The organism is Flavobacterium amylolyticum, from assembly GCF_048284335.1.
Classification (GTDB): Bacteria; Bacteroidota; Bacteroidia; order Flavobacteriales; family Flavobacteriaceae; genus Flavobacterium.
On the sequence record NZ_JBLVPG010000002.1, the window covers coordinates 217,656 to 243,351 of the forward strand.

21 protein-coding genes are annotated in these 25,696 nt (G+C 33.2%); 7 read left to right on the plus strand and 14 right to left on the minus strand.

Annotated features, from left to right (window positions below; translation table 11 throughout):
* Window positions 1-505: 505 nt before the first annotated feature.
* The 3 genes from ACNQF9_RS07140 to uvrA all read right to left on the minus strand — a co-directional run bounded on the left by ACNQF9_RS07140 (window position 506) and on the right by uvrA (window position 4,578).
* On the minus strand, window positions 506-1,234 hold the full coding sequence (locus tag ACNQF9_RS07140; protein WP_417960216.1) for an LOG family protein: 729 nt from the start codon (window positions 1,232-1,234) through the stop codon (window positions 506-508).
* Between the two features lie 116 nt (window positions 1,235-1,350).
* A complete protein-coding gene (locus ACNQF9_RS07145; RefSeq protein WP_417960215.1) occupies window positions 1,351-1,710 on the minus strand; it encodes a cupin domain-containing protein in 360 nt (119 codons plus the stop codon).
* Window positions 1,711-1,746: 36 nt separating this feature from the next.
* Entirely contained in the window at window positions 1,747-4,578 is a 2,832-nt protein-coding gene (gene uvrA, locus ACNQF9_RS07150) for an excinuclease ABC subunit UvrA (protein WP_417960214.1), read from the minus strand.
* Between the two features lie 143 nt (window positions 4,579-4,721).
* On the opposite strand from uvrA, the gene ACNQF9_RS07155 reads away from it, so the two are divergent.
* On the plus strand, window positions 4,722-5,642 hold the full coding sequence (locus ACNQF9_RS07155; RefSeq protein ID WP_417960213.1) for a ketopantoate reductase family protein: 921 nt from the start codon (window positions 4,722-4,724) through the stop codon (window positions 5,640-5,642).
* A 13-nt stretch (window positions 5,643-5,655) separates the two neighbouring features.
* On the opposite strand, the gene ACNQF9_RS07160 is transcribed toward ACNQF9_RS07155, so the two are convergent.
* Entirely contained in the window at window positions 5,656-6,255 is a 600-nt protein-coding gene (locus ACNQF9_RS07160) for an RsmD family RNA methyltransferase (RefSeq protein WP_417960212.1), read from the minus strand.
* On the minus strand, window positions 6,252-7,058 hold the full coding sequence (locus ACNQF9_RS07165) for a DUF3822 family protein (RefSeq protein ID WP_417960211.1): 807 nt from the start codon (window positions 7,056-7,058) through the stop codon (window positions 6,252-6,254). Before ACNQF9_RS07165 ends, ACNQF9_RS07160 begins: the two co-directional genes overlap by 4 nt.
* A gap of 158 nt (window positions 7,059-7,216) precedes the next feature.
* Here ACNQF9_RS07165 and ACNQF9_RS07170 point away from each other — a divergent pair, with 158 nt between their 5' ends.
* Entirely contained in the window at window positions 7,217-8,638 is a 1,422-nt protein-coding gene (locus ACNQF9_RS07170) for an ATP-dependent DNA helicase (protein ID WP_417989937.1), read from the plus strand.
* A gap of 17 nt (window positions 8,639-8,655) precedes the next feature.
* Complete coding sequence (gene ygiD, locus ACNQF9_RS07175) at window positions 8,656-9,486, plus strand: 4,5-DOPA-extradiol-dioxygenase (protein ID WP_417960209.1); 831 nt, start codon at window positions 8,656-8,658, stop codon at window positions 9,484-9,486.
* Window positions 9,487-9,504: 18 nt separating this feature from the next.
* On the opposite strand, the gene ACNQF9_RS07180 is transcribed toward ygiD, so the two are convergent.
* From ACNQF9_RS07180 to ACNQF9_RS07205, 6 genes are all read right to left on the minus strand, one after another.
* Window positions 9,505-12,048, minus strand: a complete 2,544-nt coding sequence (locus ACNQF9_RS07180; RefSeq protein WP_417960208.1) for a hypothetical protein — start codon at window positions 12,046-12,048, stop codon at window positions 9,505-9,507.
* Window positions 12,049-12,254: 206 nt separating this feature from the next.
* Entirely contained in the window at window positions 12,255-12,839 is a 585-nt protein-coding gene (locus tag ACNQF9_RS07185; protein ID WP_417989938.1) for a hypothetical protein, read from the minus strand.
* A gap of 380 nt (window positions 12,840-13,219) precedes the next feature.
* Window positions 13,220-14,083 carry a fimbrial biogenesis chaperone gene (locus ACNQF9_RS07190; RefSeq protein ID WP_417960206.1) on the minus strand — a complete coding sequence of 288 codons (864 nt, stop codon included), beginning with the start codon at window positions 14,081-14,083 and terminating at the stop codon, window positions 13,220-13,222.
* A gap of 103 nt (window positions 14,084-14,186) precedes the next feature.
* Complete coding sequence (locus ACNQF9_RS07195) at window positions 14,187-14,720, minus strand: DUF4402 domain-containing protein (RefSeq protein WP_417960205.1); 534 nt, start codon at window positions 14,718-14,720, stop codon at window positions 14,187-14,189.
* 410 nt (window positions 14,721-15,130) lie between these two features.
* Window positions 15,131-15,541 carry a response regulator gene (locus ACNQF9_RS07200; protein WP_417960204.1) on the minus strand — a complete coding sequence of 137 codons (411 nt, stop codon included), beginning with the start codon at window positions 15,539-15,541 and terminating at the stop codon, window positions 15,131-15,133.
* A gap of 83 nt (window positions 15,542-15,624) precedes the next feature.
* On the minus strand, window positions 15,625-16,386 hold the full coding sequence (locus ACNQF9_RS07205; RefSeq protein ID WP_417960203.1) for a LytR/AlgR family response regulator transcription factor: 762 nt from the start codon (window positions 16,384-16,386) through the stop codon (window positions 15,625-15,627).
* An 849-nt stretch (window positions 16,387-17,235) separates the two neighbouring features.
* On the opposite strand from ACNQF9_RS07205, the gene ACNQF9_RS07210 reads away from it, so the two are divergent.
* Window positions 17,236-18,861, plus strand: coding sequence for an amidase (locus tag ACNQF9_RS07210; protein WP_417960202.1), 1,626 nt, complete (start codon window positions 17,236-17,238; stop codon window positions 18,859-18,861).
* Between the two features lie 130 nt (window positions 18,862-18,991).
* Here the strand turns inward: ACNQF9_RS07210 and ACNQF9_RS07215 are convergent, their stop codons facing one another.
* From ACNQF9_RS07215 to ACNQF9_RS07225, 3 genes are read right to left on the minus strand one after another with little or no spacing between them, the layout of a single operon-like run.
* Entirely contained in the window at window positions 18,992-19,549 is a 558-nt protein-coding gene (locus ACNQF9_RS07215; protein ID WP_417989939.1) for an endonuclease III domain-containing protein, read from the minus strand.
* A 4-nt stretch (window positions 19,550-19,553) separates the two neighbouring features.
* Window positions 19,554-19,943 carry a peptide-methionine (R)-S-oxide reductase MsrB gene (msrB, locus tag ACNQF9_RS07220; RefSeq protein WP_417960200.1) on the minus strand — a complete coding sequence of 130 codons (390 nt, stop codon included), beginning with the start codon at window positions 19,941-19,943 and terminating at the stop codon, window positions 19,554-19,556.
* A 40-nt stretch (window positions 19,944-19,983) separates the two neighbouring features.
* A complete protein-coding gene (locus tag ACNQF9_RS07225) occupies window positions 19,984-20,850 on the minus strand; it encodes an alpha/beta fold hydrolase (RefSeq protein WP_417960199.1) in 867 nt (288 codons plus the stop codon).
* A 165-nt stretch (window positions 20,851-21,015) separates the two neighbouring features.
* Between ACNQF9_RS07225 and ACNQF9_RS07230 the strand changes: the two genes are divergently transcribed.
* The 3 genes from ACNQF9_RS07230 (at window position 21,016) to glgB (ending at window position 25,692) form a co-directional block, all read left to right on the plus strand.
* Window positions 21,016-22,437 carry a glycogen synthase gene (locus ACNQF9_RS07230; protein ID WP_417989940.1) on the plus strand — a complete coding sequence of 474 codons (1,422 nt, stop codon included), beginning with the start codon at window positions 21,016-21,018 and terminating at the stop codon, window positions 22,435-22,437.
* Window positions 22,434-23,714 (plus strand): glucose-1-phosphate adenylyltransferase, encoded by a 1,281-nt coding sequence (locus ACNQF9_RS07235; RefSeq protein WP_417989941.1) that lies wholly within the window; start codon window positions 22,434-22,436, stop codon window positions 23,712-23,714. Before ACNQF9_RS07230 ends, ACNQF9_RS07235 begins: the two co-directional genes overlap by 4 nt.
* A gap of 70 nt (window positions 23,715-23,784) precedes the next feature.
* Window positions 23,785-25,692 carry a 1,4-alpha-glucan branching protein GlgB gene (gene glgB / locus ACNQF9_RS07240; protein WP_417989942.1) on the plus strand — a complete coding sequence of 636 codons (1,908 nt, stop codon included), beginning with the start codon at window positions 23,785-23,787 and terminating at the stop codon, window positions 25,690-25,692.
* Window positions 25,693-25,696 lie beyond the last annotated feature (4 nt).

The following is a 25,696-nucleotide window of genomic DNA, read 5'->3' on the forward strand; positions in this document are numbered from 1 at the left end:
TTAGTGTATTTAATTAGAATCTCAGAATCTTTAAATGATTAGTTCAGAAATAAAAATTTAATTTATTACGCGTTATATTATTTGATCGTTTGGAAACATAAATTTTTCAAGAAAATTAATAAAATGCTAGGCTAACTTTTATGAAATAACAGCTTTAACTTTGGTACAACTTATCAATAAATTTATTTTTGACAGGCAAATTAATATTATTAAAACACAAATAATTTAATTACATCCAACGGTTTTAATAACTATTTATATCCTTGTTTTATGTTAAACTTTTATTTACCGATAATTTTTTTTTTAATAAAACTGACTCTTTTAAATATTCTAATATGATTTATTTTTAAATTATATGGAAGTATGATAAAAAAATTATATCAAAATAACGCTTATAAAGGAATTGTTAAATACTGTTAAAAGCGTTTATTTTGTCTAAAAAACGATTGTAATAAAAAAAACGAACTTTTTCGATGGCTTCGTTTTGCGGCCGCTTCCTTTTTGTTTAAAAATTTGGAGACAAATCGTATTTCTTATAAAAGGCATTTAGTACTTCAACTACTTCATCTTCGGTGTCTACAATTTTAAATAAATTCAAATCTTCGGCATGGACAGTACCTTCTTTTTCAACTAAAACAGTTTTTATCCACTCAATTAATCCTGCCCAAAAGCTAGAACCAACAAGTATAATTGGGAATCTAGCAATTTTTTTAGTTTGTATTAAAGTCATCGCTTCAAACAATTCATCCATCGTTCCAAAACCGCCCGGCATCACTACAAAACCTTGAGAATATTTGACAAACATCACTTTTCGAACAAAGAAATAATCAAAATTAAGGTTTTTATCACTATCAATATATGGGTTGAAATGTTGCTCAAAAGGCAGTTCAATATTCAATCCCACTGAGGTTCCACCGCCCAGATGTGCGCCTTTGTTTCCTGCCTCCATAATTCCTGGACCACCACCAGTAATCACCCCATAACCAGCTTTACTGATTTTATATGCAATTTTTTCGGCAAGTAAATAATAAGCATCTTCAGGCTTTGTTCTGGCAGAACCAAAAATGGTTACACACGGACCTATGCGTCCCATACTTTCGTAACCATTAACAAATTCGGCCATAATTTTAAAAATCGCCCAACTATCATTAGTTCTTATTTCGTTCCAGGTTTTTCTTTTTAGACGATCTTGTATTACTTTATCTTCGTCATTATCAAAATCTTCTAATCTCATAATCAAAAATATAATTTAATTGCTTTTTTTTTCGGAGCTATTTCCTGCTATCCTTTTCAATCTTTATTCTAAAGAAAACAATAACGGATTTTCATTACTATAAGGGCTACGTATATCTAATATGTTTGTTCTTCAATTGATTTTGTTATTTTGGATATAACTTTACCAGTGTGTTCAGTAGTTTTTGATTCGATAAGCAGTATTAAACATTCGTCGGTTGACGAAACTCTATGGTTTATACCTTTTTTTACTACAAATAAATCTCCTTTTTTCATAAAGAATTTGGGCTCGTTTTCAATTTCCATTAAAAGTTCTCCTTCTACAATGTAAAACAATTCATCTTCATTTTCATGATTATGCCATGGTAGATCTTGGCCTTTAATTTTAGCCACTTTGATAAATTGATCATTAACTTCGCCAATTATTTTAGGTGAAAAGTAGTTTTCAATACTACTGAAGGCTTCTTTTAAATTCATAATTTTCACAAATTATTTTTTTATTTTTTATTGGTACTAAAGTAATTCTTTTTTCAAAAACTGGGCCGTATAGCTTTTCTTATTTTTTATAACTTCTTCAGGCGTTCCTTTGGCAATCAGTTGTCCGCCACCTTTTCCGCCTTCGGGACCAATGTCTATAATATAATCGGCCAGTTTAATTACATCCATATTATGTTCGATAATCAAAATCGTATTTCCTTTATCAACGAGTTTATTAATGACTTCCATCAATACTCTTATGTCTTCAAAATGCAAACCAGTTGTAGGTTCATCTAGTATATAAAATGTGTTTCCAGTATCTTTCTTGGATAATTCTCCCGCCAGTTTAATGCGTTGTGCTTCACCGCCGGAGAGTGTGGTACTTTGCTGTCCAAGGGTAATATAGCCCAATCCAACATCCTGAATAGTTTTTACTTTTCTATAGATCTTCGGAATCATTTCAAAGAACGGAACCGCTTCGTCTACGGTCATATTCAACACATCCGAAATGGATTTTCCTTTGTATCTAATTTCTAATGTTTCTCTGTTAAAACGCTTTCCTTGACAGGTTTCACATTCTACATACACATCAGGCAGGAAGTTCATTTCAATCGTTCGCACACCGGAACCTTCGCAGGTTTCGCAGCGTCCGCCTTTTACATTAAAACTAAATCGTCCCGCTTTATATCCCCGAATCATACTTTCAGAAGTCATTGTAAACAGATTTCTAATTTCTGTGAAAACTTCGGTATAAGTTGCAGGATTCGAGCGTGGCGTTCTACCAATCGGGCTTTGGTCAATATCAATCACTTTATCAATATGTTCTAATCCTTCAATTTTTTTATATGGTTTTGGTTTTTTGACACCATTGAAATAATAGGCGTTCAAAATAGGGTAAAGCGTTTCATTAATCAGTGTCGATTTTCCACTTCCGGAAACTCCAGTCACGCAAATCATTTTGCCCAAAGGCAATTCTATCGAAACGTTTTTCAAGTTATTTCCTGTAGCTCCGGTTAGTTTTAGGAATTTTCCATTTCCTTCGCGACGTTTTGCTGGAACCTCAATTTTCATCTCCCCATTCATGTACATCGCCGTTATGGTATGATGTTTCAAGATTTCGGCTGGTGTGCCTTTACTGATGATTTCACCGCCATATTTTCCTGCTTTTGGACCAATATCAATCACATAATCGGCACGTTCTATCATGTCTTTATCATGTTCCACCACAATTACCGAATTCCCAATATCGCGTAATTGTTCCAAAGAATGAATCAATTTGTCATTGTCTCTTTGGTGTAAACCAATACTGGGTTCATCCAGAATATATAAAACACCAACCAGTTGAGAACCAATTTGAGTGGCCAATCGAATGCGTTGTGCTTCACCACCCGAAAGTGATTTTGAACTTCGGCTTAAAGCCAAATAATCCAAACCTACATTCATTAAGAAGTTCAATCGATCTTTTATCTCTTTAATGACTTCGGTAGCGATACGTTTTTGTTTATCTGATAAATGATTGTCAAGATCATTAAACCAAGCGGTCAAATCAGAAATATCCATATCGCACAATTCAGCAATATTTTTTTTATTGATTTTAAAGAATAGTGCTTCTTTTTTCAAACGGGAACCGTCACAAACAGGACATTTTATTTCGTCCATGAATTCCTTTGCCCAACGCTTGATAGTTGTAGAACCACTTTCGTCATGTTGATTTTTGATGAAATGTGAAATCCCTTCAAAATCAATTTTATATTCTCTTGCAACCCCTAAGTCTTTGGAGTTAATAGTGAATTTTTCTTTTCCGCCATTCAAAATCATTTCCATGGCTTCCTGCGGAATGGTGTCTATGCCATCCGTCAATTTAAAACCATATTTTTCGCCTATGATTTCCAATTGCTTAAAAATCCAGGATGATTTATATTCACCCAAAGGAGCAAAACCACCATTTTTTATGGATAATTTCGGATTTGGAATAATTTTTTTAGTGTTGATTTCGTTTACCGTTCCTAAACCATTGCAATGATCACAAGCGCCTTTTGGGGAGTTGAAAGAGAATAAATTCGGTTCGGGATTTTGATAAGAAATTCCAGTACTTGGACACATCAAATTCCTGCTAAAAAAACGTACTTCATTAGAATCTTGATCTAAAACCATTAACACATTCTCTCCGTGATGCATTGCTGTATTAATGCTCTCGGTTAACCGTTTTTCATTTTCAGAAGTGTCATCTATCACCATTCGGTCCACAACGATTTCTATATCATGGGTTTTGTAACGGTCTAATTTCATTCCTAGAGTAATGTCCAAGATATCACCATTCACTCTAACTTTAAGGAATCCTTGTTTGGCTATTTGTTGAAAAAGCTCGGCATAATGCCCTTTTCTAGCCCGAATAACCGGAGCTAAAATATTAATTCGTTTTCCGGTAAAATCCTGAATAATCAAATCTTTGATTTGCTCATCATTGTAACTCACCATTTTTTCGCCGGTATTGTAGCTGTACGCATCGGCACCACGGGCGTAAAGCAAACGTAGGAAATCATAAATCTCCGTAATTGTTCCTACGGTAGAACGCGGACTTTTACTGGTCGTTTTTTGTTCAATGGCAATTACAGGAGAAAGTCCGTCAATTTTATCCACGTCTGGCCGTTCTAAGCCACCGAGAAACTGTCTCGCATAAGCAGAAAATGTTTCCACATAACGGCGTTGTCCTTCGGCATAAATCGTATCAAAAGCTAACGAGGATTTTCCTGAACCTGAAAGACCGGTAATTACGACCAGTTTTTCTCGAGGAATAGAAATATCTATGTTTTTTAAGTTGTGAACGCGAGCGCCCTGAACTTCAATGGTATTGTCTTTGTCTAACATAATTTTTGCAAAAAAGCAAAGTTACCATTTTGATTTATTCTTTCGATACAACAGTTTAGAAGATTGTGTTAAAGATTTTGGTACTTTTGATGAAAATATGCGTACGATTTAGAATAACTAAAATGCAGTATTAAATTTATTTTATGAAAACAAGAATAGGGATTTTAGGATTGGGTGGAGTAGGTGGTTATTTTGGAGGATTATTGGCTAAAGCTTATTTTGATTCTAAAGCAATAGAAATTATATTTATTGCTCGTGGTGAAACCCAAAATGCAATAGCTCAAAATGGACTAAAAATTATTTCTGATACGAATGAAGCAATTGTATTTCCTAGTTTGGTTTCGAATAATCCAGATGAAATCGGGAATCTCGATTACCTAATTTGCGCGACTAAAACCTATGATATCGAATCTAGTTTTGAATCTATAAAAAATTGTATTAACAACAAAACGATAATCCTCCCTTTATATAATGGTGTTGATGCCACGGAACGTATTCAGACTTTATTTCCTAAAAACACTATTTTACAAGGTTGTGTGTATATTGTTGCAATGATTGTTTCTCCGGGAATAATAAAGAAAATTGGTCCTTATGAAAAATTGTTTTTTGGTTCTAAAACGGCACCAATTTCAAAATTAAATGAGCTACAATCCATTTTCGAAAAAGCTGCTGTCGAAAGTTATCTCGTAGCAAATATTGAAGAAACGGTTTGGGAAAAGTTCATTTTTATTTCCGCTTTGGCTTCAGCAACTTCCTATTTGAATCAAAACATTGGTGGAATTCTAAACCATCCTGAAAATAAAGCAGTTTATATCTCATTGCTAAACGAGATTACTGCTGTTGCTTTCGCAAAAGGGTTAGTTCTACCAGCTGACATTGTTGCTCTAACTATTGCTAAATTAGAGAAATCACCACAAGACAATACGTCGTCTATGCACAGAGATTTACTTGCTGGACATAAAACAGAAGTAAATTCTCTAACAGAATATGTGGTAAATGAAGGTCTAAAATATGGTGTTACAACTCCTGCCTATCAGAGGATATTAGAAAAATTATCAAAATAACATTAAATTCAGATTATTCTTCTTCATTATCGTTCTGTTCTGATTCATTTTCAGAATTTTCCACTTCATTACTGGAGCTTATTTCGAAAAAACTAAAGATAGAACCTCCGTAACTTTTCTGGAATGAAAAGTGAATCATGTGATCCAGTTTGGTATATTTCGAATGTTCAATAACCATCATTCCGTCTTCATTAAGTAATTCTTTTTCGAAAACTAATAAGATGATTTTTTCGAAAGTTTTTTGATCCAAAGCATACGGTGGATCTGCAAAAATAATATCGTACGAAGTTTTACATCTTTCTAAGTACGTAAACACATCGCTTTTCGTGGCAGCAATATTAAAATCATATTCGGCTGCGACTTGCTTGATGAATTTTACACAACCAAAATCACCATCAACAGATGTAATTGGCGTGCTTCCCCTTGAGGCAAATTCGTAACTGATATTTCCGGTTCCTGCGAATAAGTCTAATATTTTAAGTCCTTCAAAACTGAAATGGTTATTTAAAACATTGAATAATGCTTCTTTAGACATATCGGTTGTGGGGCGAACGGGCAATCCTTTTGGTGGGAAAATGCGTCTTCCTTTGTATTTTCCTGAAATGATTCTCATGAGTTAAAAAGTATAAAATGATTTCTGTTTTCGGCATCAGAAAAATAATTGTTCCATCGTAAATCTTCCACATCAATAAGGGACACGTTGCGAATGTATTTGTAAGCGATTTTAAAATAATCACTTTCAATATCAATATTTCCGATTAGTTCCAATGGGAAGTTTTCGGGGTTTAAATTCAATTGTTCAGCCGTGAATAATATGTAATACAAGAAATCTTCGGGCGTATTGTAATCAAATGAATTGAAAAGGAGTAATTTTTGGTTTTGAACCACAATGATTTCAAAATGGTCGGTGTTAATATGTACAAACATTTTTTTATCATCCTTATTTTTGGAGGCAACCAGAAGTTTGGCAACCAAAATACTATTGGCATGTTTGTACTCGAAAGTACCAAATTGGTCAATAAAAAAATTATTGATATTCACATACGGAATGTAAACCGCATTAATTTGATAGTTTGGAATTTCATCGAAATCGAAAAAATCGGTTTCAAAAACCTTGGTATTGTATTGTAAATAACTGCCTAAAAAGTTCTCGTCAAAAAGCGCTGTGGGAACAAAAGTGGAAAGGTTATTATTATGAATAACCAATACTTCATCATACATATCCTTTAATTCTGGATGTTCTCTAAAAGCATCAGCAAACAAATCTTCAATTTTTGTGGCTTTGTGAAAGGTCTCAAAATGCACTTCTTTAAATGAAGTCACCGTATTGTTTAGCGTGTCAAAACAACAAAAAGAAAGCCCAGTCAAGGAAACTTGAATGGAAAGTTTTTTATATTTTTTTTCGGCTATGTTCATAATACTATTGATTTTTCAACAACGCAAACTTACAAATTTAAAAATCAATTTCAATGGCAATAGTAATGGCAAAATCAATAGTCGTAATTGAAAATTGAAATTGCTATTGCCATTGAAATTGAAAAAACATTCTTTACTTTGCAGTCAAATAATACGAAATGAATTCCTCCTTATTTTACAGTCTTTTGCAGAAAAAATTTCCTTTTCAACCTACCTATAAACAGGATATTTTTTTTCAAAAAATAGCAATTTTTTTAACCGAAACGGATAATAAAACCATCTTCGTATTAAAAGGATATGCTGGAACGGGAAAAACGACCGTTATTTCTACGATTGTAAATAGTTTATTGGACATTAATAAAAAATATGTCTTGCTGGCGCCAACAGGTCGTGCGGCCAAAGTAATTGCTAATTATTCGAATAAACCAGCTTTTACGATTCATAAAAAAATCTACTTTCCGAAGAAATCTTCCGGTGGTGGCGTTTCGTTTATGTTGCAACAAAATAAACATAAGAATACGATTTTTATAGTCGATGAAGCTTCGATGATTTCGGATACCAATTCTGATTCTAAGTTATATGAAACCGGTTCTTTGCTTGATGATTTGATTTCGTATGTATATTCGGGAACTAATTGTAAGATGATATTATTGGGAGATACCGCTCAGTTGCCTCCGGTGAATTTGGATATCAGTCCGGCTTTGGACATTCGTACTTTGGGTATGAATTATGATAAAGAAGTGGAACATATCGAGCTAGACGAAGTCATGCGTCAGGAAGAAAATTCCGGGATTTTGCATAATGCAACTGAACTTCGGGAATTATTGAAAGATTCCTTTATTGACGAATTCAAATTTGATGTCAAGAAATTCAAAGATATTGTTCGTTTGACCGATGGGTACGATATTCAGGATGCCATCAATTCTGCCTACAGTAATTATAGTATAGAGGATACTGCTTTTATTGTTCGTTCCAATAAAAGGGCGAATCAATATAATGAGCAAATCAGAACTAAAATCCTCGATAAAGAAAGTGAACTTTCCACAGGTGACTTTTTGATGGTGGTGAAGAACAATTATTTTTGGTTGAAAGATTCTGATGAAGCCGGTTTTATTGCCAATGGTGATATTATCGAAATATTAGAAATTTTTAATATCAAAGAATTATATGGTTTTAAGTTTGCCAAAGTAAAAATCAGAATGATTGATTACCCCAATCAGATTCCGTTTGAAACGGTTTTACTGATGGACACTATAAAAAGTGAATCGCCATCGTTGACCTACGAAGAATCTAACCGATTGTATCAGGAAGTGTTGAAAGATTACGAAGGCGAAACCAAATTCAAGCAATTCCAAAAAGTAAAAGCTAACGAATATTTCAATGGTTTGCAGGTGAAATTCTCGTATGCGATTACCTGTCATAAATCACAAGGAGGGCAATGGAATACCGTTTTTATAGAACAACCTTATTTACCGGATGGTATCAATAGAGATTACATTCGCTGGTTGTACACCGCAATGACCAGAGCCAAAAATAAATTATATTTGATAGGTTTTAAAGATGAGAATTTTGTGGAATAATTTTTTTAAAAATAGAAATGAACACATTAAACCACTTACATAAAATTTCAAGTTCTTTCTCAAATACCGAAAAAATGCCGGTGCTTTTTTTAGGACATGGAAGTCCGATGAACGCGATTGAAGAAAATCAGTTTGTGACTGGTTTTAGAAACTTGGCTAAAACCTTACCACAACCTAATGCCATTTTGTGTGTTTCGGCGCATTGGTTTACCAAAGGGACAAAGGTTACCGCAATGGAAATGCCACGAACGATTCACGACTTTGGAGGTTTTCCACAAGAATTATTTGAGGTGCAATATCCAGCGAAAGGAAGTCCGGAATTAGCATTGGAAACAAAAAAATTATTGATACCATTAGAAGTAGAACTGGACGAACATTGGGGTTTGGATCACGGTGCTTGGAGTGTTATTAAACATTTATATCCCGAAGCGAATGTTCCCGTGATCCAGTTGAGTATTGATTACACAAAATCTGGGCAATACCATTTTGAGTTGGCTCAGAAACTAAGTGCCTTGCGAACCAAAGGAATCCTGATTGTAGGTAGCGGCAATATTGTGCATAATTTGAGATTGGTCGATTATCACAATTTTGATAAAGACAATTACGGGTACGATTGGGCAATTGAAGCAAGGGAAACGATAAATAATTATTTATTGGAAGGGAATTTTCAACCGCTGATTGATTTTGAGAAACAAAGTAAAGCGTTTCAATTAGCGATTCCTACGCCGGAACATTATTTACCTTTACTATATACCTTGGGATTAAAAAGCAAATCGGAAGAACTGAGTTTGTTTAATGATAAGTTATTGGCGGGTTCGTTGAGCATGACTTCAGTTAAGATTATGTAGATTTATTTATTTATTTATTTATTTGGTTTTTTGTAGAACAAATTTAAGCGTATCTACAAAAGCTCCATCAACACCATTATCGATCTCAAAAGTCTGGTAGGAGGAATCTGCCATCATCTGTAAATTTTCTAATTGCAATGCATCTATTTTTGCAACATATTGCCCAGATTTTAAACCCAAGAAACTAAAATAACCATCTGGTTCCGAAAGAATACTGGTGATTAATGTATCGTGCAGATCATAAATAGAGACTTTTAAACCTCCAGTTCCCAGGAGTTGCTTCTTTTCTTTTTGATACACCATTCCGGAGACTTCTCCCATAACGAAAACCGGAATTTCAATTATTCTTAATTGGTTGGGATTTAGGGTACAATTTAAAGTTTTGTTTTTTATGCGCCAAGCAATAGAATTAACTTGGTTGGTATTAAGCTCCATATAATTTTTAATATAGGGTTCTAATCCAGTTATAATGGTGGTTCCATCGGGATTGACAAGCTGACGGTCCCCGCCCATAAATACAATATTTACTCCTTTTACCAAAGGTTCTTTAGTATCTCTTTTTCCATTTCCATTGATGTCTAAAAACGGAATAAATTTCACACTTGCTCTTCCCACACTTATTCGGTTATTAAAACGTACAAAATCAGATTGGGGTTCGAAGATTAAGCTTCCGCTGGCAGATTGCGAAAAAGAAGCACTATTTTTATAAAAAATACTGGAAAATCCGGTATTGATATGATCAAAATTATGCGTGAAACTAATTTGAAAACTACTATTTTGATTTTTAAAATTATAATCTAATGAGGCCTGAATATAGCCTTTTTTAAAAATTGGTTTTCTCAATTGTGTTTGTAATGTTGCCATGGCATCAGCATCGTATCCATACCGCAACTGTGGAACAAGGACGAATCTTTTAGGAAGTTGGAACGATGTTGAAATGGCACTGAATGCCAATGTTTTATGGTTTGTTGTGAAAAAGGCATTGGTCGTAAAATTAAAATTAAGCCCAAATGAATTTCCCGAGAGTAAAAGTTCGGAAGTGGTGAATTTAGTTGTGCTAAATAGGTTTTGTTGAATGGTAAATCGGGAATTTCCTGAAAAAAAAGAATTGCGAATCGGCATTGAAATACTTGCTTTCCGAATTTCGGAATAATTGAATCGAAAGGCTTGTTGTTTCCTGTCGTATTTGCTATAATCAAAGTCAAATCGAAGGTTTTTGGGAGTGGTATAGTTCAAATTTAGCTCATAAAGCACTTTAGCATAATAACTCCCCGTAAGAAACAATTGGGAAGCCAATCTAATGGAAGAATTCAAAAACGGAATAATTTTATTAGATTGAATAGAGGAAACATATTCCGCTCCTGCGCCCAAAGTAACATGATTAGAAAGACCATAGTTTACTATAGTATTACTAAAGACACTCCCTTTTCCATCCTCAATAATCCCGGAACTAATAGTGTATTCGATTTCTTTTTTCGGAAGGAAAAGAGCTGGAACTACAAGTTGATTGCTAAAAAACTGCTCTTCGCCCCAAGGTCCATAATACCTTAGTGTAACTTCGGTTCGTCCGTACATAAGGGGAACGTTAAATGAAAAAAAACCGTTTGCATCTGCCTGAAGATAATCGATTAACACATTGTTGATATAGAGTTCAACTGTCCAATTGGCTTGGGTATGATTGCTCAAAATATAGGTGCCAAACGATTTTCGGATTCGAGTAGAGGCATTGGATATCTGTGCTCCGATAATGGGAAATAAAATTGTTGCTTTAGAAGGAGCTGAAATTTTCCCTAAGGTAAGCTGCTTAATATATTTGTTTTCATTATTGACATACCGCCATCGATAAAACTGGTTTTTAGCTACAATGTTCTGGTTGCTAGTATAATTTAGGGACGTGGTCAGTTCGCCACCAGCTATAATTCCGCCTAAATTGAGGAGCATTCTTTCTGAATGGCTTCCTCCTGATTGCTGGATTGAATTAAAGGTCCAATTTGCTGTTCCCAAATGAAGTAATGGTTTGTCTCGTACTACTGTCGTATCCGCTATAAATTCTAGTTTCATTTTGTTTAAATTATCCCGCATACCTTGCAAACGGGCTTCCCTTATAGCTGGAAGTTCGAGTTTTGAAGACATGTTAACCGATAAGCTTCTAAAGCTAAAACTGTTTTCGAGATTAAATACTTTAGTAAAATATGACGCTTTCAAGAATAAATTGGTGCTGGTACAAATTAAATCATCTGATTTTAGACTAAAAATCTGTTCCTTGTAGGTAATTGTGTTGGTGCTTTGGTCAATTTTGAAGGGATGCTTTTGATTGATAAAAAAACCGTCAATAACACTAAAATTAGAATTGGGTGTGTTTTTTATTTTTATAAAATCGAAGATTTCGGGTATCGAAAGATAGACTTCGGATCTGCATATTATAGAAGAAATTTCGGTATCTCCACTATATTTGACTTTGAGGAGCACTAAAACTTCGTCACACTCTTCCTCTTGTGCCACACCAAAAAAGGGTATCGTACAGAACAATAAAAGGTACAGGATGGAAAGCAATTTAGTCATAAAGAGCGAAGAGAAAGGAAGTCCTTCTGCTAAAGGAAAATAATTTTAAAAACAGGTTGCAGTTTTGGCAAATTGGCAAATTTTAACCAAAAATCTTGATACAAAGTACTTAGCCGCCACTTTTGCTAAACAGATTTCAGGTATTAGGGCTTTTTATCTGCCTGCTTGTAAATAATTGTCCGTATTTAGTTCTAGCGTAAACATTATTAATTAGAATCTGCTTGTACATAAGAATTTTCAATTCTAATTTTAACTAAAAAATCACTCAAAGTTCTTGTGAAGGTGTCAAGTTCAGTGACTGAATCTTTTAAATAAATGCTTATGCTTTCTAACTCTTCTTTTGATATATTTTGAGAATCTACATGATTAATCAAACCTTGAATTCTACATATAGGACTTCGAACTTGATGGGGTACTTTAAAGAGCACCTCCGAAATGGAATTTTGATGTTTTTCTTTTTCGGTATCTTTTTGTATCCTTATGTCTTTGTATTGAAGAATAATAAAGTAAGATATCCAGATCGTAAGAATTGACAAGGCTCTGTTAGCAAAAACATTATAATGTACTTTGGTATTATAATAAATAGCTGTATCAATTATTGTTAAAGAAGTAGATACTATAGTAAATGTAATTATTTTATTTTTGCTTAGTGTATAGGAAATAACTAAAGGAATTATATACAAAACTGCAATTGCTACACCTAAAGGAATTATTAATTCTATTGTGAATATTAGTAAAATTAAACTTATAATAATTAATTTTATTATTCTTGATTTTTTATTATTATTCAACAGTCTATTAATTTAAAGGTTGTAAATTTTGCAATCTTTTTCACTTGCAACCTCACTCTTTGGCTTGCTATATTTTATGAAATGTAAAGGAGTAGTCTTTTAAGTCCGTTTTAGAAAAAAGTAGTTTTATTATTTTTTCTTGTCGGGTACACTTATTAAAAACGTCTGTTCAAGTATTTTTTATGGGTAAAATGATACAAAAAATGTATCGAGAACCCTTTTTATTAATAATTTTCTAGTTCTCGATGTGATTTTCTCTAAAATTCACTCTAACTCACATAAATAGCATCCACAACTAATTAGACTAAACGGATTTTAAATAGCTAATACTAACTATTATTTTATAAAAATTAAAAGAAAATTATTATATAAATTTTTTTTTATTTGGTGCCATTAATAACAGTATCAAGTGCATAATCTTTTCTAGCTGACAAATCCAAAAAAGACTCGGCATATACAGCCGCTTGATTTAAAGTGAAATAAAGCACTTGTAGTTTTCCCTTGGAAAAATCAATATTTGGAATAGTATTGAGTTTAATTTTGGTTCTGCGTAAATTTCCTGGAGCATATATTGCAAAGCCTTTTATTAGTCCCACATTAGTGCTGATTCCCTTTGGAGAAATATAATTGACATCGAGTTCCCCATATGCCGACTGATTGCCTGTGCGGTTAATATCCAAGTACAAATCTTGCGAGGCAAGCAATGCTAAATTCGATAAGGTCACTACCGTATTTGCAGGTCCTATCGTAATAATATTTGCAATTGAAATCCCATAAACAGGCGTTAGTTGAATATCTAAACCTTTTGGTTTGAGCGTATCTGTTGCGGTTGTTTCGATTTCTAAAAGCTTTATTTTAGGAACCGCTCGGAAATAAAGATGGGAGCGGTATTCGCCTTCTTTTAATTCGCTGGTTTTGATGAGTTGAATTTTTACTATCTGCGATTCATTAGGCGCCAAAGTTATGGTGCGTGGATAATAACGAAGAAATGGTGAAGCGAAATTTTGATTTTCTTCAGGTTCTTCAATCGTATTGAATTTACCATCTTCATCCATTTGAATCTGATTATAGGATAATTTATACGTTGTAGTATCCTTCCCGGTATTGGATAAATTAACATTTTGCACCCGGCTTTGAACTCCGTCAAAGACAATGCGTTTAGGGAATACCATTAAATCGCCTTGTGCCAGTAATGGAAACGAAAAATTTAACAATAGAAGAATAATAACCCTTTTTGTAGTCATGAGAGTATTTTATTTATAGTGTTTTGCTTTTCTATTCAATAGAATAAGCAACCTTAAATAACATAAAAAAGGGTACTTATTTCTAAGCACCCTTTTATATAATTTAGTTGTAATTTACGGTAACAGTAAATCCAGTAGCATTTAAATATGTGCCAACAACTTGTTCAGAACCAACGGTTAATAAAGCTCCAACAGTAAAGTCTTGTGATCCGCTCACTAAAGTTCCAGCAGTTCCAATTGAACTTTCGAAAGTACCAACTGACATTGTTTTTGTTCCTGTACCTAAAGCTGCAGTTGTAAGAGTAAGAGCAGTAGGTAATGTAATTGTATAAGCATAAGCTCCTTCACCTGAAACTTTAAATGCAGCAGCAGTAGGAGATCCAGTAGCTGTCGTTAATTTAACTCCGCCAGTTGCTGTTCTAACACCAAGAGGACTCAAAGCAAGTGTACCTCCAGTAGATAAAGTTGCAAATGACCCAAAATTTAATGGGGTTGTAGTACTAATTGCAATTGGAGCTACAATAGTTGTAGTGGTATTAATTGAATTTACAGAAGCAGGCGCACTTTGTGCCAAAACGTTTGAACTAAACACAGCAGACAAAGCCATAATAGATACAAGTAATGTAATTTTTTTCATGGTAAAAGATTTTGGGGTTAAGATTAAGAAGCAAATACAGGTTTTGTCATCATCCTTAATCAGTTTAAATAATTTGTTTTGTATTGACAAAAGTATCAACTACTGTGCAAATGTATTTAGTCAGTTGATATCTGTAAAATGAGAAGTAACAAGTGATCTCTACTAAGGTATAAGTGAAAAATAAGAAAGAAAAAGACTTTAAATATATAATAAGAAAAGCTTTTTTTTTTTTGGATTACTTGTTTTTTAATGCTAAAAAAACGTTAAAAAGTTAAATTTAACTAAAATTATTTGAATATTCAATAATTTAAAGTTTTTATAAAAAAGTGTTTTTTATGACTTTTTTAATTTTCTGTTTTAAAAAAGTTTAAATTGAATTTACTTTCATTTTTAAAATTAGAAAAAGAATATTAATTGGGTATAATTCGATCTAAAAATTCTTTTGTAATGGGTTTTTGATGGAAAGAAACCACATTTGGAGTTCCACAAACCCGAGCAATATCTTGATTGTCAATTGTGTTTGAAACAATAAATACTTTGGACTTATTTTTCACAGTCGACGGCAGTTTGTCATAAGCTTCTAGGAATTCAAAACCCGAAAAATGGGGCATGTATAAATCTATAAAAATTACCTGAGGTATCTGGTTCGTGTTTTCCTGATTTTCTTCTAAATAAGCTAATGCTTCACTTGCAAGTGAAAACTCGATGACTTTTTTTCCAAAATTATTATTGAGAATCATTCGAGAAGAACAGTAGCGTTCGATGGGATTATCATCAACAATTATTACTTTTTCGAATTTTGGTTTTAACTCCTCTTTCATGGTTTTTGTTTATAAGTGCAAGCATAAAGAGAATATACTTCGTTTTAAAACGAAAATAACTCCATTATTTTAGTATAAAATTGTTATTCTTTTAGTTTAATAAATTTATTAAAATCTTCTTGTCGTCTTTTGGCTACGGCTAAAAGCACTCCATTAGGAAATTCGCAAAAATAGCCTTCTTTTTTAGAAATTTTCACGATATGCCGCAAATTAATAATATAAGAGTGATGAATTCTAAAAAAATAGTTAGGATCTAGAATCGCACTGTATTCCCCTAAGTTTTTACTGGACATAATCTTCTTCCCATTCTGGAGAAAAAAAGTAGTGTATCTTCCTTCGGCCTGGCAGTAAATAATTTCTGACTTAGTAATTAGTTCAATTTTATCTAAAGAGGATACAGCTACATAATCGTTTGGCTGGTTTAAAGAGTTTAACAGCTCAATGGCCTTAATTTTCTGATTTTGATAAGATCGCTCCATTTTAATTCTTTTAATTACTTTGTATAAAGCTAAAATTAGAGAATTAAAATCGACTGGTTTTAAAATAAAATCAATTGCGTTTTGCTTAAATGCTTTTACAGCATCTTGTTTATTGGCAGAAATGAATACTAGTTTAGGAATACTTAGTTCTAATTCATTGAGCATATTAAAAAAAGTATCGTCTTTAAAGGAAATATCTAACAATACAAGATCTGGTTTTTGCAACTGTATGCTATTGATTCCTTCAATTATAGAGGTAGTTTCGTTTATTATTTTAAGAATCATAGAGTTTTCTTTTTCAAATTTTTTAATGATTTGTAAAGTGTCTTTCTCTTTCGTAATAATTACGGCATTAATGGGGATCATAGGGGTGTACTTAAGGGATAATTTATCTTTAAAACCGACGAATATCATTAATTTTTAATGTAGAGTATTCATTTTTAGTTTAGTAGGGAAAAGATAAAAAGATAATTTTGTGTTTCGAAAATAAAACAATAAACAGCAATATTATGAAGTAGTTCTTTTAAAAAAAATAAAAGTAATAATCGTTATGTTTCCTGTATTAAGTGTTGTTAAAAAGGTTGTTTTGCTAAAACAGTAATGTTTTTTTTAATTTAATTTTGGTGTTTCTATTAACACAATGGAATTTATTTTTCTTTATTTGTGCTCGTAAAAGCATTAAGAATTCATAATTAAATACTAGACTTTTGATCTGTTTGAAAGAAATTTTAGAATTAATTCATTTTAATGATTTAAGCAAGGTAGTAATGATTCTTGATAAAAAGAACTGTTTTTGAAAGTATGTTTTTTATTTTGCATCCTCATAACTGATTGTCAGTTTATTATTGGGGATGCTAACTAGTAATCTTAGAAAGTTAAGAAATTCAAAGTAACGACCAATTCAAATCATAATTATACAATCGTTAGAAATATATTAAAATGAGTCTTTAATGTAAGAATGCTTTCAAAATCTTGGTTTTCGGTTACGTAAGTGTTCCTAATTTTCGGAAGAGCGCACCTTTAAAATTATCTGATAATGATTTTTAACAGATTTTCAAAAAAATTAACAACAATACAAATTAAAAAGAAATTCAAATGTTTAAAGTTATTTGTTTTAATTGATGTTCTAGATAATAATTCCTTGTATTTGTTAAAAAAAAACTACTTTAGAAAAATTAATTTCAATAAAATATTCTCAACTAAATAATTCAGTCAATGAAAAGAAGATCTTTTTTAACTACAGCTACACTTGCTTCCGCAGGACTAACCACGCTTTTGATTACAGGCTGTACTTCGAGCACAAAAAAAAATGATGAAGAATCAGTAACTGTTGGAAACACAAATGTAGCCTTTGAACTGGATGAAGAAACAATAGGCAGTTTAAGAGAAAAATTAGCTTCGGGAAAATACACTTCGGAACAATTAGTCCAGTTGTATCTAAAGCGTATTGAAACGATTGATAAAAATGGGCCTCAGTTGAATTCGGTTATTGAAGTCAATCCCGATGCTGTTTCCATTGCTGTAGAAATGGATAAAGAAATGAAAGCGGGTAAGTCTAGAGGCCCTTTACATGGTATCCCAGTTTTGATAAAAGACAACATTGATACCGGAGATAAAATGCAAACAACTGCAGGATCTTTGGCCATGGAGGGGAACATTGCTTCAAAAGATGCTTTTGTAGTTAAACAACTCAGAGCTGCTGGAGCTGTAATTATAGGAAAAACAAATTTAAGCGAATGGGCAAATTTTCGTTCTACTCAATCGTGCTCTGGATGGAGTAGCAGAGGCGGTCAAACAAAGAATGCCTATATTTTGGATCATAATCCCTGCGGATCTAGTGCGGGTTCAGGAGCTGCGGTGTCAGCGAGTCTTTGTGTAGTTGCTGTTGGCACTGAAACTGATGGTTCAATTGTTTGTCCTGCATCTGTAAATGGTGTTGTAGGGATCAAACCTACAGTAGGTTTAGTTAGCAGATCTGGAATTATTCCTATTTCAAAAACGCAAGATACGGCAGGTCCAATGGCAAGAACTGTAACGGATGCCGCGATTTTACTAGGCGTTATGGCTGCTATCGATACTGAAGATTCAGTAACGCTAGAAAGCAAAGGAAAAACTCAAAAGGATTACACAACGTTTTTAGATGTAAATGCTTTAAAAGGCAAACGCATCGGAATTGAGAAAAAACCGCAAGGAAATAATAAATACATGAATCAACTTTTAGATGACGCTAAAGAGCTATTAATAACGAAGGGAGCGACTATTATCGAAATCGACTATTTGGATAAAATTAATGCATTGGGTCAAGCTGAATTTGAAGTTTTGCAGTACGAATTTAAAGACGGATTGAATAAATATTTAGCTACAGCCAATGCAAAAGTAAAAACATTAAAAGAGGTAATTGATTTTAATAACGCTAATGAAGACAAGGTAATGCCTTATTTTAAACAAGAAACATTGGAGAGTTCTAATGCCAAAAAAGGATTAGAAGATAAAACATATAAGGAGGCTTTAACAGTAAGTTTTGAAGGAACCAAAGGAGTTTTAAATGCTGTTTTTGAAGAAAATAAGTTAGATGCTATATGTGGGATTACGATGGGGCCAGCTTGTAGTATTGATATGATTTATGGTGATCGTTGGGGAGGATATTCTTTGACTTCTCCCGCTGCTGCGAGTGGTTATCCACATATTACGGTTCCTTGTGGAATGGTTTATGATTTACCTGTTGGTTTATCATTTTTTGGAACTTCCTATACGGAGGGAAAATTAATAGGATTGGGTTACGCATATGAACAAGCATCTAAAAAGCGAGTTACAGCCACATTAAAAGCTTCTTTTTTATAAAATAATAATTTTAAAAGTAATAAAAGGGCAAAAGCGAATCGCTTTTACCCTTTTATTTTTTTATAGTAGGCACATATTTCAGTAATACAACATTCTTGACATTTAGGTTGTGGTCTACAAATTTCTCTTCCTAAGAATGAAATAGCCATTCCAATTTCATCCCAAATTTCCCTAGGTAATACGTGCATGAGTTGTTTTCAGCTTTAATTCCATCTTTGGTTTCTGTGATTAATCCAATTCTGGGCGCTACTCGAATGACATGTAAATCGGCAATTATTCCTGTTGCAGGAACTTTTGCTTCGCGCATGATGACATTGGCTGATTTTCTTCCGATACCTTTTAGAGCGGTTAAGCCTTCCATAGTAAGCGGAATATTTTCGTTTTTTTGGATCGTTTGTGCGATTTCCAATAGCCAGTTGGATTTGGTACCAAAGTTTCTAACACTGGAAATATAGGGGATTAATGCGTCAAGATTAGAAACAGAAAAACTGTTCATATTTGGGTATGCTTCAAATAAAGCGGGAGCAATTTTATTGATATGGGCATCAGAATCTTGTGCAGATAAAACCACCATCACTAAAAGTTGGTATAAATTATGGTATTCTAACGGGTGTTTTCTCCCTTGATATTTTGTTAGAATAGGTTTTAATTTTTCAGCCCAGTCAATAGTATTTCCAAATAGGTCCATGGTATTATTCTTTAAAATCCACAGATAAAGAATTTACACAATAGCGCTGTCCGGTTTTGGTTGGTCCGTCATCAAACACATGTCCGAGGTGACTACCACAATTGGCACACAAGATTTCAGTACGTTTCATTCCGTGTGTTACATCTGAAATATATTCAACTTTTCCAGGAATAGATTCATCAAAGGAAGGCCAACCGCAATGTGCATCAAACTTGGAGTTGCTTTCAAACAAAGGCTCACCGCAAGCTCCACAGCAATAGGTTCCCTTTTCATAGTGCAAATTGTATGTTCCGGTATGTGGATATTCAGTTCCTTTTTGTCGAAGAATTTTGTAGCGTTCCTCTCCCAATTGCTGTTTCCATTCTTGTTCTGTTTTTTCTAAAGGGTATTTCATAATTTTAAGTTTTTTTATATTATATAACGTTGCTTAACAGTTATTTGTTTTGGATAAATTGAACTGTTCTTTTAATTACATTAGTGTTACCCAGAATTTTTCGATGTCCTAATCCGTTAGTGAGCAGTAAAGCGCCGTTTTTCAAATATTTATGAATGTGTATTCCTGCTTTTACCGGAACTTCCGTGTCATCATTATCATGGATAACCAATACAGGAATTGTAATTTCCTTTGCAGCCAGAAAAGCAGAATAGCTGTTCATTTTTTCGCCATATTTTTTTTCAAAATGCAAACGCAGAAGAGTACTTATATTTGGTTTCAATTCTAATTTAGCCACAAAATCATCCATAATATCTTCCACAATATCGCCACTGCCAATAAGTACAGCATGCTCTACTTTTAACCCTTGTTTTATAGCATTCAAAACAGACATTCCTCCCAATGAATGGCCAATCGCAGCTTCAAATGGTCCAAATTGTTTGTCTATTTCTAAAATTGAAGCAATAAAGTCGACCATAATAGTGGTTTTTCCAGGTGATTTACCATGTGCTGGTGCATCAAAACTAATAGTTGAATATCCCATTTTAAGTAATTCATCCGCTATTTTGAATAGTTGTGTGCCTCGGCCAGACCAACCATGAACCAGTAAAATTTTCTTTTCACTTTTCCCATACTCATATAAGATAATTTCTTTATTAATTGTAGGAATCTTAATTAGTTTTTGGATACTATTTAGCTCCATTTCTAATTCTCTTTTTGGAATTTTGTGTTTTATAGGTGTAGTAAATAATTTGGCAGCAAATAGGGTTATTAGTTTTGGCGAAATAAAAGAGATTAATTTACTGGTTAATAAGATAATCTTAGGAATTTTCAATGATTGCGTATGAATAGAAGTTTTTTTTGTCATTTCAATAAATTTTCATGCGAGTAATATTGTTAATTTTTTTTTACTAAATTTAGAAAACATAAAAGTAGTATTTTTTATAAAGTTTTTATTGGTATTAACATAAAAGGCGAAAATAATAGATACTTTACGGTATTCAAATTAACTGAAAACAACAAAATTTCACATATGGAAATATTTCATATCAGTGCAGAGTGTTATCCTGTAGCAAAAGTAGGTGGTTTAGCAGATGTGGTGGGAGCATTACCAAAATATCAAAATAATGCGGGACATTCAGTGCGAGTAATCGTGCCTTGCCATGATACAAAATTCAAGAAAGACCATGATTTTGAATGTGTACATTGGGGTTATGTAAAATTGGGAGACTTTAATTTTCCTTTTAATATTCTTAAAGAAAAAACTGATATACTTGGATTTGAGTTGTATTTGGTTGAAATCCCGGAATTATTTGACCGAAAAGATGTTTATGGTTACGAAGATGATATAGAGCGTTTTTTATCTTTTCAAATTGCCGCATTAGATTGGATATCAGGTAGAAATGAAGTTCCGGATGTTATCAATTGTCATGATCATCATTCCGGATTAATTCCTTTTATGATGTTGTATTCACATAAATATAAAAAACTACGCAACACGCCTTCGATGATTACCATTCATAATGGTTTGTATCAAGGACAGTTTGGGTTTGATAAATTGCATTATATACCGGAATTTGATTTGTCCCATATGAAAGTCTTAGAATGGGATAAGTGCATTAATTCATTGGCTGTAGCCATCAAATGTGCTTGGGCGGTTACGACAGTCTCACCAAATTATCTAAATGAAATTAACTATTCAGCCAATGGATTAGAATCATTATTTAATCTGGTACGTTACAAATCCAAAGGAATTTTGAACGGAATTGATATCGAAGTTTGGGATCCTGAGCAAGATGCAATGTTGGAAAAAAATTATTCAATTAAAAATTTCGAAAACGGCAAACAGGAAAACAAAGAAAAATTGTGTAATCTCTTTAATTTAGATCCAACTAAACCACTTTTTAGTTTTATTGGAAGATTATTAGAAGAAAAGGGAGGCGATTTATTGCCACAGGCTGCAGCTCTTTCATTATCAGAGAACTATCAGCAAATTAATATTTTGATTTTAGGTTCCGGAAATACTTTGATTGAAAATCAATTGAATCGTTTGTTGCAAGATTACAAAGGGAATTATAATACGTTTATTGGCTATAATGAAGAATTAGCACACTTGATTTATGCGGGTTCTGATTTTCTATTAATGCCTTCCAGAGTAGAACCTTGCGGGTTGAACCAAATGTATTCTCTTCGTTATGGAACTATCCCTATTGTGCGACGAACGGGAGGGTTGAAAGATACTGTAGTCGATTTTGGTGATGATGGAAATGGGATTTGTCACGATCAGGCTACTGTTGGAGATATTTGTTATTCAATCCAAAGAGCTATAAACGTTTACGATGACAAGGCAAATCTCAATAAAATTAGAAAAATAGGAATGAAAACAGACCATTCTTGGGAGCGTGTTTGTCTGGAATATATAGAAATGTACAATCTAATAATTAACAAGAAATGAAAGCTAAAAAGAAAAATGTTATTGCAATTATTTTAGGCGGAGGACAAGGATCCAGATTATATCCATTGACAGAAACAAGATCTAAACCTGCAGTACCAATAGGAGGTAAATATAGATTGGTTGATATTCCTATTTCAAATTGTATGAATTCAGATATTTATAGAATGTTTGTATTGACACAATTTAACTCAGCTTCTCTAAATGCACACATTAAAAATACCTATAATTTTAGTATTTTTAGCCATGCTTTTGTTGATATTCTAGCGGCGGAACAAACTCCTGATAATCCAACGTGGTTTCAAGGTACTGCGGATGCTGTTAGACAATGTATGCCACATTTTTTGAATCATGATTTTGATTACGCTTTGATACTTTCCGGAGATCAATTGTATCAGATGGATTTTGATGCAATGTTAGAAGAACATATCAAAAGAGAAGCTGATATCACAATTGCTACTTTACCGGTGAATGCTAAAGATGCGCCTGAATTTGGAATATTAAAGACAAATTCTGAAAATTGTATTGAGTCTTTTATTGAAAAACCAGCTAAAGAGCTTTTGCCGAATTGGGAATCCGATGTGAGTGAACAAATGAAAAACGAAGGCAAGCATTATTTAGCCTCGATGGGAATCTATATCTTCAACAAAAAACTATTGGTAGACATCATGTCAAATAAAGAGACCAAAGATTTTGGTAAAGAAATTATCCCGCAAGCTGTAGGGCATAAAAAAATATTAAGCTATCAATACGAAGGATATTGGACTGATATTGGTAATATTGATTCCTTTTTTGAAGCTAATATAGGATTAACAGAAGACTTGCCTAAATTTAATTTATTCGATAACGACAACAAAATTTATACAAGACCTAGATTATTGCCCCCTTCTAAATTCCAAAAAACAATGGTTGATAAATCATTAATTTCTGAAGGTTGTATATTGAATGCTAAAGAAATCAATCATTCCGTGATTGGTATTAGATCCAGAATAGGTGAGGGAACTATAATTCAAAATTGTTATGTAATGGGAAATGATTTCTATCAGAATATTTGTGATATGAATGAGGATCTCAAAAACAACAAACAGTTAATAGGTATTGGCGAAAGATGTTTTATAAACAATGCCCTTGTGGACAAAAATTGCCGCATTGGTAATGATGTTTACATCAATGGAGGCAGTCATTTAGAAGATTTTTCTAATGAATTGTACGCTATCAAAGATGGAATTGTTGTCATTAAAAAAGGAGCAGTTATACCGGATAATTACATCATAAAGTAAATTTACAAACTGTTTTTTCTTAAACTAATATTCTATTCTTTTTAGAAAAATAGAATTATATAATTGTTATATGAGCAAAGTTATTTCGCATTCTCTTTTTACAGATTTTGATATCGATTTATTTAAAGCAGGCAAACATTTTCGGCTCTACGAAAAATTGGGAGCACATCTCATTTCAGTTGATGGGGTAGAGGGTGTTTACTTTGCGGTTTGGGCTCCCACAGCTCATACAGTTTCAGTTGTTGGGGATTTCAATTTCTGGACTCAAGGAGAACATCCGTTAGCAGTTCGTTGGGATTCTTCCGGTATTTGGGAAGGGTTTATTCCTAATGTTCAAAAAGGAACAACCTATAAATATAAAATTGAATCCAATAATAATGGAATTGTCACGGAGAAAGCAGATCCATTTGCTTTTTACTGTGAAAAACCGCCACATACTGCTTCTGTAGTTTGGGATTTGAATTATAAATGGAAAGACAATAACTGGATGGAAACACGTCAAAATCATAATGGTTTGGACAAACCCTATTCCGTATATGAAATACATTTAGGATCTTGGAAGCGACATACCGAAGAAAATCGATTTTTGACCTATTTAGAATTTGCCGAAGACTTAGTAAACTATGTAAAAGAAACAGGCTTTACTCATGTAGAATTTATGCCTATAATGGAGTATCCGTACGATCCTTCTTGGGGGTACCAGTTGGTGGGATATTTTGCGCCAACTTCCCGTTTTGGAAATCCGCAAGAATTCATGCATCTGGTTGATAAATTACATGAAGCGGGAATTGGAGTTATTCTGGACTGGGTTCCATCGCATTTTCCAGATGACGCACATGGTTTAGGTTTTTTTGATGGTTCAAATCTTTTTGAGCATCCTGATCGTAGAAAAGGGTATCATCCGGATTGGAAAAGTTTAGTATTTAATTATGGACGGAATGAAGTGCGTTCCTTCTTAATCAGTAATGCTTTATTTTGGTTGCATCATTATCATGCCGATGCGTTGCGTGTGGATGCCGTTGCTTCCATGCTATACTTAGATTATTCTAGAAAGGAAGGTGAATGGGAACCAAATATTTATGGTGGCAGAGAAAATCTAGATACAATTAGTTTTCTCAAGGAATTTAATGAAGCAGTGTACTCTAATTTTGAAGGAGTACAAACCATAGCAGAGGAAAGTACTTCTTTTCCTATGGTTTCCAGGCCCACATCTGTTGGTGGTTTAGGTTTTGGAATGAAATGGATGATGGGCTGGATGCACGATACTTTAGAATATTTTCAAAAAGATACAGTGTATAGAAAGTACCATCAAAACAATTTGACATTTTCAATGACTTACACTTTCTCTGAGAATTTTATGTTGCCACTTTCCCACGATGAAGTAGTTTATGGAAAAAAATCTATTTCAGGAAGAATGCCAGGTGATGAATGGCAAAAATTCGCCAATTTAAGATTATTGTATGGCTACATGTTTATGCATCCCGGAACCAAATTATTGTTTATGGGAAGTGAATTTGGACAAAGCAACGAATGGAATTTTGAAGGAAGTTTAGATTGGCATTTGTTACAATATCCCCTTCATGCAGGCGTCAAAAAATTGATTACTGATTTGAACACATTGTATAAAACCCAACCTGCGTTGCATGAAAAACAATTTAGTCCGGAAGGTTTTGAATGGATTAATTACTCGGATCATCAAAATGCGGTAATGTCTTTCATCCGAAAAGGAAATGACACTAAACAAGATGTGATTGTAATTTGTAATTTTACTCAAGTTGTTCGCCCTAATTATCGAATAGGTTTACCTAAAAAGGGAAAACTAATGGAAATTTTTAATAGCGATGCTGCACTTTATGGAGGAAGCGGAGTCTCTAATTCTAAAAAAATCACAATTGAATCCATGCCTTATGATGGCAGAGATTACTCTATAGAATTACTTTTACCACCTTTAAGTGTGATTGTTTTTAGAATTATATAATTTA